The organism is Kitasatospora nipponensis, from assembly GCF_039528135.1.
Lineage (GTDB): Bacteria > Actinomycetota > Actinomycetes > Streptomycetales > Streptomycetaceae > Kitasatospora > Kitasatospora nipponensis.
This window is the reverse complement of sequence record NZ_BAAALF010000257.1, coordinates 1-9,355: the sequence shown is the minus strand read 5'-3', so window position 1 is coordinate 9,355 and position 9,355 is coordinate 1. Positions and strand designations below refer to the sequence as shown.

The following is a 9,355-nucleotide window of genomic DNA, read 5'->3' as shown; positions in this document are numbered from 1 at the left end:
GGCCGCGGAGGCGCAGGGCCCGCTGGTCGCCGAGCGGGTGCTGCGCCGGCTGCGGGAGGCCGCGTTCGTGCTGGGCGAGCCGCCCGACACCGCGGCCCCGGTGCTCGCCGCGCTGCGCGGCGAGCCGTGGCTGGACCCGGTACGGGTGGACCCGGCGCGCCTGGCGCAGGAGTCGGCGGGCCTGCCGGTGCTGGAGCGGGTGCGCCGGGACCGGGCCGAGGCCCGGCGCCCGGTGCTGGAGGCGGTCGGGCTGCGCGGCGCGGGTCCCCATCCGGGCGCGGCCAAGGAGACCGAGGTCGGCCACCGCTACGCGCTGCCCACGCTGCTGTTCAGCGGACCGGACGGGCGGCGGGCGGGGCCGGGGTGGCGGCCGTTCGCCGAGTACCTGGCGGCGGCCCGCGCGGTGAGCCCGGGGACGGCGGCCGCACCGGGCGCGCTGGACGGGCCGGCGGCGCTGGAGCGCTACCGCAGCCTGTCCGGGGCCGACCTGTCGCTGCTGGCCGGGTCCGCCCCGCCGGGCGCGCCGGCCCCACCGGCGATCGTGCCGCCGGCGGCGATCCGGGTGGAGAGCGCCGGCGGCCCGCTCTTCCTGCACCCGGCCGAACGCGCGCGTTCGCTGCTGCTGCCCTGACCAGCGGCGCTGCACGCCACGGCCCGCGCGCCCGGCCCGCACGGGTCGTGCGTGAACGTCGAGCCGGGACACGGATCGTGGGGGTGTGCCACGCCATGAGACACCTCTTGGTGTCCATTGACAGCCGGCCGTTTGGGTGGCCAGGATGTGCGCATGCTCTCCACGCACCCCAACGTGGTGTGCCGTTACGTGGACTTCCGGCGCACTGCCAGCGACCTCTGTCGCTGAGCGCCGCACGCCGGCCGCCGACTCGCCGCGCCACCCGTCCCCGACGGGTCTGACCGCCGCCCCGGCCGAGGCCTGACCAGCTCCCCCGCCCACCGCACCGCCGCCCGCCGGCACGCGGTCGCCGTGCTCGCGCTCCGCATCCCGGGCTCCCTGCCGCCCGGCTCCCGCGCCGCACTCCCCCAACCCCATGCCCTCGCGCCGTCGGTGACCGCCGACGCCCGCACCCTGTGCGCCGCCCGCGGACCACCGTGTCCCGGCGCGGCCCCGGCGTGCACCCGAAAGGTGACGCACACTCATGAACGCTTCCACCAGCAGCCCCTCCGTCCTCGCCAGACGCTCCTTCCTCGGTCTCGGCCTCGCCACCGGCGCCTCGCTCCTGCTGGCCGCCTGCGGCGGAGCCGACGTGACCGCCGCCGGCAGTGGCGGCAACAGCGGTACCCTGCGCTGGGGTTGGGCCCTGCCGACGTCCTGGGACCCGGTCTTCTCCTCGGCCGGCTGGGACGTGCACATGCTCTCGCTGGTCTACGCCGGCCTCACCCGGCTGGACGAGCAGGGCAAGGCCGTCCCCGCCCTGGCCAGCGCCTGGACGTACGCCCCCGACGGCACCTCGGTCACCTTCACGCTGCGCCCCGGACTCACCTTCAGCGACGGCACCGCGCTGGACGCCACAGCCGTCAAGCAGAGCCTGGACCGCGGCCGCACCGACCCCAAGTCCCTGGTGGCACCGCAGTTGACGCACGTCAAGGACGTCGCCGCGCCCGACGCGGGCACGGTGGTGCTGCACCTGACCCAGCCCGACTACCAGATCCCCAACCTGCTCGCCGGCAAGACCGGCATGATCGTCAACCCCCGGGCCTTCACCGCGGACGCGGCCGCGCTGGCCACCCAGCCGGCCGGCTCGGGGCCGTTCACCCTCACCTCCTACACCCAGAACGCCAAGGCCGTGCTGAAGCGCAACCCCTCGTACTGGGAAGCCGGTTCGATCAAGCTGGAGAACTTCGAGCTCTACCCGCTGCCGGACGCGGCCACCGTGGTGGCCGCCCTGCAGTCCGGCCAGTACGACGTGGCGCAGATCCCCGGCAGCCAGGTCGCCGCCGCCAAGGCCGCGGGGCTGGAGGTGCAGGTGATCCCCTCGCTGGTGGTCGCGGTACTGGACGTCAACACCACCAAGGCCCCCTTCGACAACCCGGACGTGGTCAGCGCGCTCAAGTACGCCATCGACCGCGACGCCCTGGTGAAGACCCAGCAGTTCGGCTACGGCGAGGCCAACTACCAGCCCTTCCCCAAGGGTTACGTCGGCTACGACCCCGCCTCGGCAGACCTCTACAGGTACGACCCGGCCAAGGCCAAGGCGCTGCTGGCGCAGGCCGGTCACCCCGACGGGGTGGACCTGACGATCACCACCACCAGCGCGCAGGGACTGCCGGAGCAGCTCCAGGACCAGCTCAAGCAGGTCGGCATCCGCACCACCATCGAGGTCGTGCCGGTCGCCCAGGCCACCCAGATCGTCTACGTGCAGCACTCCAAGGCGCTGTTCACCGACCAGTTCGCGGGACGCGACTCGGCGCCGCAGGCCTTCCAGGTGCTCTTCGGCGAGCAGGGGCTGATGAACCCCGCGCGCACCACCCCGCCCGAGCTGGCCGCGGCGGTGGAGAAGGTCTCGCGCACCCCGCTGGACTCCGCCGAGTACCCGGCCACCCTGCAGGCCGCCACCGCGCTGGCGGTGCGCACCATGCCCAACGTCTTCCTCTACAGCGTGCCGCGGATCCTGGCCCGGCGGCGCTCGGTCTCGGCGCTGCCGGCCGCCACCGTCGTGCAGCGCTTCGAAGGGGTGACCGCCTCGTGAGCGCGCCGCCGGCCGCGCTACCCGCGGCCACCCCCGCACCGCCGACGAAGGCCACAGCAGCGCTGCCGGGCACCGGAGTTGCCCGGCTGCTGGGCCGCCGCGCGGCCCGCGTGCCGCGACCGCTGGGCCGGGTGCTGGCGAGCGCGGGCACGGTCTTCCTGCTCTCCTCGGTGCTCACCTTCGGCCTCGGCGCACTCTCCGACGCCAACCCCGCAGCCGCCGTGCTCGGCGAGACCGCCACCCCCGCCGACATCGTCCGGATGGACCACGCCTTCGGCCTGGACCGCCCGTTGCCGGCGCAGTTCGCGAGCTGGCTGGCGCACGCGCTCGGCGGCGATCTGGGCCGGTCCTGGTTCACCACCCTGCCGGTCTCCGACTCCATCGCCACCGCGCTGCCGGTGGACCTGTCGATCGCCGGACTGGCCCTGCTGCTGGCCGTACTGCTGGGCGCGGCCGGCGGCATCGCCGCGGCGCTGAGCAACGGCGGGCGACTCGACCGCGCGGTCACCGCGATCTGCTCGGTCCTCGGCACGCTGCCGGCCTTCGTGATCGCGATCGCACTGATCGTGCTGGTCTCGGTGCGGCTGCGGCTGCTGCCGTCGGGCGGCTACGTCCCGTTCGGTCAGGACCCGGGCCAGTGGCTGCGGTTCGCGCTGCTGCCGGCGCTGGCGCTCAGTTTGGACGCCGCCGCCGGCATCGCCCGCCAACTGCGCACCTCGCTGGTCGCGGCGCTGCGCGAGAACTACGTCACCGGCGCGACGATGCGCGGCCTGAGCGGGCGGCGAGTGCTCTTCGGTCAGGTGCTGCGCAACGCCGCCGGGCCGGCCGTCACGGTACTGGGGATGAACGTGCCGATCCTGATCGGCGGCGCGGTGGTCACCGAGCGGATCTTCAACCTGCCCGGCATCGCCCAACTCTCGCTGCGCGCCGCCGAGCAGCACGACGTGCCGGTGATCCAGGGCACCCTGCTGGTGACGGTCGCGGTCGTGCTGGTCGCCAACCTGGCCGTGGTCGCCGGGGTGCTGGCGCTCAACCCGGCCGCCCGGCGGGCCGGTTCGGCACGGCGTGGCCGGCTCGCGGCGGGTGCGCGATGAGCGCCCTGCGCAGCACCCCGCGGGTGCCGCCGGCCCGAGGCGCGCTCGCCGTGCTGGCCGCCGTCGCCCTGCTGGCCCTGCTCGGCGGCCGGCTCGCCCCGCACGACCCGCTCGCCCAGGACACCGCCCACCTGCTCCAGGGCCCCTCGGCCGGCCACCTGCTGGGCACCGACTACCTGGGCCGCGACGTGCTCAGCCGGCTGCTGGCCGGCTCCGGCGGCTCGGTGCTCGGAGCACTCGAGGCGGTGGGCGCGGCGATGCTGCTGGGGGTGCTGCCGGGCCTGGCCTCGGTCCGGTTCCCACCGGCCCTCACCTGGGTCTCGCTGCGGATCGTGGACGCGCTGATGACGCTTCCCTTCACGCTCTTCGCGATCGCGGCCGTCGGGGTGCTGGGCAACGGGCTGCAGCAGGCCATGCTGGCGCTGGGCGTGCTGCTCGCACCGCTCTTCTTCCGGGTCACCCGGGCCGCCGCACTCGGGCTGGAACAGGCGCAGTACGTGGCAGCGGCCGAGCTGATGGGCGCCTCACGCAGCTGGATCCTGCGCACCCACACGTGGCGCAAGGTGCTGCCCACGGTGGCCGTCACCAGCGCGCAGGCGCTGGCCACCGGACTGCTGACGGTCGCCTCGCTCACCTTCCTCGGGATCGGCGTGCAGCCGCCCGCACCGACCTGGGGCGGGATGCTGGCCGGCGACCTGGGCTACCTCGCCCAGCAGCCGTGGGCGCCGCTCTTCCCGGCGCTGCTGATCATGATCACGGTGGGCGCGCTGAACCTGCTGGCCGACGCGGTGCAGGAGCCGGCCGACGGGGCCCGACCCCGCCCGGCCCGCCGCACGACGCGCCGCACCGTGGCAGGGCCCAAGACCCCCACGACGAACCCGACCCGCGCGAAGGAGAAGACCAGTGCCGTCGTCACCGGCTGACCGCCCCGGCGCCGTCGTGCTCGCCGTCGAGGGCCTGCACGTCACCGTCGGCCACGGCCGCACCGAAACCGTGCGGGACGTCTCGTTCACCGTCCGGGCCGGCGAGTCGGTGGGCCTGGTCGGCGAGTCGGGCAGCGGCAAGACGCTCACCTGCCGCTCGGTGCTGGGCCTGCTCGCCCCGGGCTGCGAGGTCGCGGCCGGCCGGATCACGCTGGCCGCCGCCGACCCGGGCGCCGAAACGACCGGGCCCACCGACCCCACCGAGCTCACCGGGCTGACCGAGCGCCAGTGGCGGCAGCTGCGCGGCAGCCGGCTCGGCGCGGTCTTCCAGGACCCGGGCTCCTACCTCAACCCGGCCATCACCGTGGGCCGCCAGCTCGCCGAACCGCTCCGGGTGCGGTACGGACTGGGCCGGGCCGCGGCCCGCGAACGCGCCGTCGAGCTGTTCGCCTCGGTCGGCCTGCGCGACCCCGGGGAGCTCTACGACCGCTACCCGCACGAGCTGTCCGGCGGCATGCTGCAACGCGTCCTGATCGCCATCGCGATCTGCGGCGAGCCCGACCTGCTGGTCGCCGACGAGGCCACCACCGCACTCGACACCGTGGTGCAGGCCGAGGTGCTCGACCTGCTGGACCGGCTGCGCGCCGAGCGCGGCCTGGCCCTGCTGCTGGTCACCCACGACCTCGCGGTGGTGGCGGAGAGCTGCGACCGGCTGCTGGTCTGCTACGCCGGGGAGATCGTCGAGGAGGGCCCGACCGCCGAGGTGGTCGCCGCCCCCGCACACCCGTACACCGAGGCGCTGCTGCGGGTCGCCTCGCTCGACGACTGGGGTCGGCGCGAGCTGGCCGTCATCCCCGGCCGCCCGCCGGAGCCCGGCACCGCGGGGCCCGGCTGCCGCTTCGCCGACCGCTGCGCCTACGCCACCGACCGCTGCACCGACCGCCCCGTGCCGCTGGTGGCGGCCGGCGAGGGGCGGCTGACCCGCTGCGCCCGCGCCGGCGAGCTCGCCCTGCGGGGTGGCGCGGCGACGACCGCCACCGACCGCTCGGAGGTCCCCGCATGACCGTCACCACGACCCAGCAGCCCGCCGCTCCCCCGGCCACCGGCACCACCACGGCTCCCACCACCCCCGGCGGCCCCGCCCGCCGCCCCCCCCCCCCCCCGCCGCCCCCCCCCCCCCTGGGCGTGGCCTACGGGCGCCGACCCGGTCGGGCGGCCGTCCAGGTGCTGACCGGTGTCGACCTGGAGGCCCGCGCCGGCGAGGTGCTCGGCATCATCGGCGAGTCCGGCTCCGGCAAGACCACGCTGGCCCGCGCCGTGGTGGGTCTGGCGCCGGCCGTCGCCGGCCGGATCACGCTCGACGGCCGGGACGTCACCGCGCTGCGCGGCCGGGCGCTGCGCGAGCTGCGCCGCAGCGGGGTGGTCCAGTACATGTTCCAGGACCCGCTGCGCTCCCTCGACCCCGATCTGACGGTCAGTCAACTGATCGGCGAGCCACTGGCGGTGGCCGGGGTGGCGCGGCCCGCGCGGGAGCCGCGGGTGCTCGCGGCGCTGGAGCAGGTCGGCCTGGACGCCACCCTCGCCGACCGCACCCCGGGACGGCTCTCCGGCGGCCAGCGCCAGCGGGTGTCGCTGGCCCGGGCGGTGGTCACCCGGCCGCGGCTGCTGCTGGCCGACGAGCCGGTCAGCGCCCTGGACGCCTCCAACCGCAACCACGTGCTGCGGCTGCTCGACCGGCTGCGCCACGAACTCGACCTCGCCGTCGTGGTCATCTCGCACGACCTGGGCTCGCTGGCCGGCATCGCCGACCGGATCGCCGTGCTGTACGGCGGCCGGCTGGTCGAGCAGGGGCCCGCCGAGCAGGTGCTGGAGCGCCCGCTGCACCCGTACACGGCGCTGCTGGCCGGCTCGGCACCCGGCCTGCCGCGTGAACGGCGGTCCGCCGCGGCCCTGTTGCGCGGTTCGGGCCCGGTGGACGACCCGCTGCTGCACACCGGCGCGGCCTGCGTCTTCGCCCATCGCTGCCCGTTCGCCGACGACGACTGCCGCAGCCGTCCCGAGCCGCGGCAGCAGGGCGACGGCCGCACCGTCGCCTGCCACCGCGCGCCCGCCTGGCGCGAGCGCCTGGCGCACTGAGCGCACCGACCGCCCGCCTGGCGCCGACCGCCCACCGTTCACCGTTCACCGTTCACCGGCCCGCAGCACCGGTCCAGGACCCAGCCCCCGCCCCAGCCCGAGGAGCACCGCATGCCCGGCCCCGCGCTCACGGACCGCCCCGCACCACCGCACCCCGCCCTCCCCCGCCCCGACCTGCGCCGGCTGCCCGAGCTGGCCGCCGCGCTGGCCGCCCGGGCCGCCGAGCACGACCGCGACGCCTCCTTCCCGTACGAGGGCGTCGACCTGGTGCACCGGGCCGGGCTGCTCACCGCGACCGTCGCCGCCCGGCACGGCGGTGCGGGTGCCGGGCTGGCCGACACCGTCACGATCCTGCGCGCGCTGGGCGCCGGCGACCCGGCCGTGGCCCTGGTCACCGCGATGACCCTGTTCACCCACGCGGCGCAGGCCCGGGCCCCGCACTGGCCCGCCGGCGCGCTCGACGAGCTGCTGCGCGAGTCCGCCGAGCGAGCCACGCTCGTCAACGCGCTGCGGGTGGAGCCGGAGCTGGGCACCCCGGTGCGCGGCGGGCTGCCCGCCACCGTGGCCCGGCGGCGCGGCGACCACTGGGAGCTGACCGGTCGCAAGATCTACTCCACCGGGGCGCCCGCGCTGCGCTGGCTGCTGGTCTGGGCCCGCACCGACGAGCCGCGGCCCCGGGTCGGCTCGTTCCTGGTCCGCCCCGGCCACCGGGGCCTGACCGTGGAGCCCACCTGGGAGCACCTGGGCCTGCGGGCCAGCCGCAGCGACGACGTCGTGCTGGACGCCGTCCCGGTGCCGCTGGACCGGGTCCTGGCGCTGGCCGAGCCGGGGCCGGACGGCGGGCGGGACGCGGTGGGCGGCGCCTGGAACGCGCTGGGCCTGACCGCCCTGTACCTCGGGGTCGCCCGCGCCGCGCAGCAGTGGCTGACCGGTTTCCTGCACGAGCGCGTGCCGACCGCGCTGGGCGCGCCGCTGGCCACCCTGGCGCGCTTCCAGGGCGCGGTCGGCGAGATCGACATCGTGCTCGGCGGCGCCGAACGCCTGGTGGCCGCGCTGGCCGCCGCCGTGGACGCCTGCGCGCTCGGCGCGGCCGAGGAGGACGCCGGCGCCAAGCTGCTCGGCACCCGGGCCGCCATCGACTCCGTCCAGCAGGCGGTCGCGCTGGTCGGCAACCACGGACTCACCCACCACCGCCCGTTGCAGCGCCACCTGCGCGACGTGCTCTGCAGCCGGGTGCACACCCCGCAGGACGACACCGTCCTGCTCGCCCTCGGACGCGCCGCCCTAGGGCTTGTCTGACAAGCCCTCGAGCGGTCCGCACCCCACGACGTCACCACCGCCCCGCACCCCTCCCTTCCCACGAAAGGCCACTGAGCCATGTCCGTCGAAATCATCGGCATGATCTCCACCCAGGACGTCTCCGAGACCCGCCCCAACACCGGCCCGGCCGTCGACGCCGACTACACCCGCCGGTTCGCCCAGGCGCACGAGGAGGCCGGCTTCGACCGGATCCTGATCGCGCACTCCTCGGCCAGCCCCGACCCCAACCAGGTCGCCGCCTACGTGGCCGCGCACACCGAGCGGCTCGGCCTGCTGATCGCGCACCGCCCCGGCTTCATCGCCCCGACGGTGGCCGCCCGCACCTTCGCCACCCTCGACCAGTTCTCCGGCGGCCGGGTGGCCGTGCACATCATCACCGGCGGCCACGACGCCGAGCAGCGCCGCGACGGCGACCACCTCTCCAAGGACGAGCGCTACGCCCGCTCCGACGACTACCTGAGCGTGGTCACCAAGGCCTGGACCGCCGAGGGCCCCTTCGACCACGACGGCCCGTACTACCGGCTGGCCGACTTCCAGTCCGAGGTCCGCCCCCTCCAGCAGCCGCGCATCCCGCTCTTCTTCGGCGGGTCCTCCGAGGCCGCCTACCGGGTCGGCGGCAAGCACGCCGACACCTTCGCGCTGTGGGGCGAGCCGCTGGCCGAGACCGCCGAGCAGATCGCCTCGGTGCGCACCGCCGCGCTGGCCGCCGGCCGCACCACGGCGCCCGGCATCAGCGTCTCCTTCCGCCCGATCCTGGGCCGCACCGAGGAGGAGGCCTGGGACCGCGCCCACCGGATCCTGGCGACCATCCAGCAGCGCTCGGACCCGTTCGGCGGCCGCCGCAGGATCCTGCCTGCCGGGCCCGGTGCCACCCCGCAGAACGTCGGCTCGCAGCGCCTGCTGGCCGCTGCCGCCAAGGGCGACCGGCACGACGGGGCGCTGTGGACGGCGCCCGCGGCGGCCACCGGGGCGACCGGCAACTCCACCGCGCTGGTCGGCACGCCGGAGACCGTCGCGCAGGCGCTGCTCGACTACGTGGACATCGGCGCCACCACGCTGCTGATCCGCGGCTACGACCCGCTGGACGACGCGCTGGACTACGGGCGCGAGCTGATCCCGCTGGTCCGCCAGGAGGTCGCCCACCGCGATGCCGGGCAGCGGCGCGACGCCCGCCAGC

At 76.2% G+C, this 9,355-nt stretch carries 7 protein-coding genes and 1 pseudogene; all 8 read left to right on the top strand.

Translation table 11 applies throughout. The features are described 5' to 3' along the window. Nucleotides 1-631 (top strand): annotated as a pseudogene (locus ABD323_RS37380) (hypothetical protein); the annotation flags it as partial. A gap of 523 nt (nt 632-1,154) precedes the next feature. Beyond that, complete coding sequence (locus tag ABD323_RS37375; RefSeq protein ID WP_344446556.1) at nt 1,155-2,705, top strand: ABC transporter substrate-binding protein; 1,551 nt, start codon at nt 1,155-1,157, stop codon at nt 2,703-2,705. Beyond that, nucleotides 2,702-3,799: an ABC transporter permease gene (locus tag ABD323_RS37370; RefSeq protein ID WP_344446555.1), complete on the top strand. Its 1,098-nt coding sequence runs from the start codon at nt 2,702-2,704 to the stop codon at nt 3,797-3,799. The genes ABD323_RS37375 and ABD323_RS37370 overlap by 4 nt, the downstream gene beginning before the upstream one ends. Then, the gene (locus tag ABD323_RS37365) at nt 3,796-4,722 is read left to right on the top strand and encodes an ABC transporter permease (RefSeq protein ID WP_344446554.1); all 927 of its coding nucleotides are present in this window, start codon (nt 3,796-3,798) and stop codon (nt 4,720-4,722) included. The genes ABD323_RS37370 and ABD323_RS37365 overlap by 4 nt, the downstream gene beginning before the upstream one ends. Continuing rightward, nucleotides 4,703-5,785: an ABC transporter ATP-binding protein gene (locus ABD323_RS37360; protein WP_344446553.1), complete on the top strand. Its 1,083-nt coding sequence runs from the start codon at nt 4,703-4,705 to the stop codon at nt 5,783-5,785. Before ABD323_RS37365 ends, ABD323_RS37360 begins: the two co-directional genes overlap by 20 nt. Then, nucleotides 5,782-6,858: an ABC transporter ATP-binding protein gene (locus ABD323_RS37355; protein ID WP_344446552.1), complete on the top strand. Its 1,077-nt coding sequence runs from the start codon at nt 5,782-5,784 to the stop codon at nt 6,856-6,858. The genes ABD323_RS37360 and ABD323_RS37355 overlap by 4 nt, the downstream gene beginning before the upstream one ends. Nucleotides 6,859-6,969: 111 nt before the next feature. Further along, complete coding sequence (locus ABD323_RS37350; protein ID WP_344446551.1) at nt 6,970-8,157, top strand: acyl-CoA dehydrogenase family protein; 1,188 nt, start codon at nt 6,970-6,972, stop codon at nt 8,155-8,157. A 78-nt stretch (nt 8,158-8,235) separates the two neighbouring features. Beyond that, nucleotides 8,236-9,355 (top strand): LLM class flavin-dependent oxidoreductase (locus tag ABD323_RS37345; RefSeq protein WP_344446550.1); only part of this gene is annotated, 1,120 nt, incomplete at its 3' end.

Coding starts and splice junctions, on each gene's coding strand:
- ABD323_RS37350 (WP_344446551.1), top strand. CDS start 6,970: ATGCCCGGCCCCGCGCTCACGGACCGCCCCGCACCACCGCACCCCGCC.
- ABD323_RS37355 (WP_344446552.1), top strand. CDS start 5,782: ATGACCGTCACCACGACCCAGCAGCCCGCCGCTCCCCCGGCCACCGGC.
- ABD323_RS37375 (WP_344446556.1), top strand. CDS start 1,155: ATGAACGCTTCCACCAGCAGCCCCTCCGTCCTCGCCAGACGCTCCTTC.
- ABD323_RS37365 (WP_344446554.1), top strand. CDS start 3,796: ATGAGCGCCCTGCGCAGCACCCCGCGGGTGCCGCCGGCCCGAGGCGCG.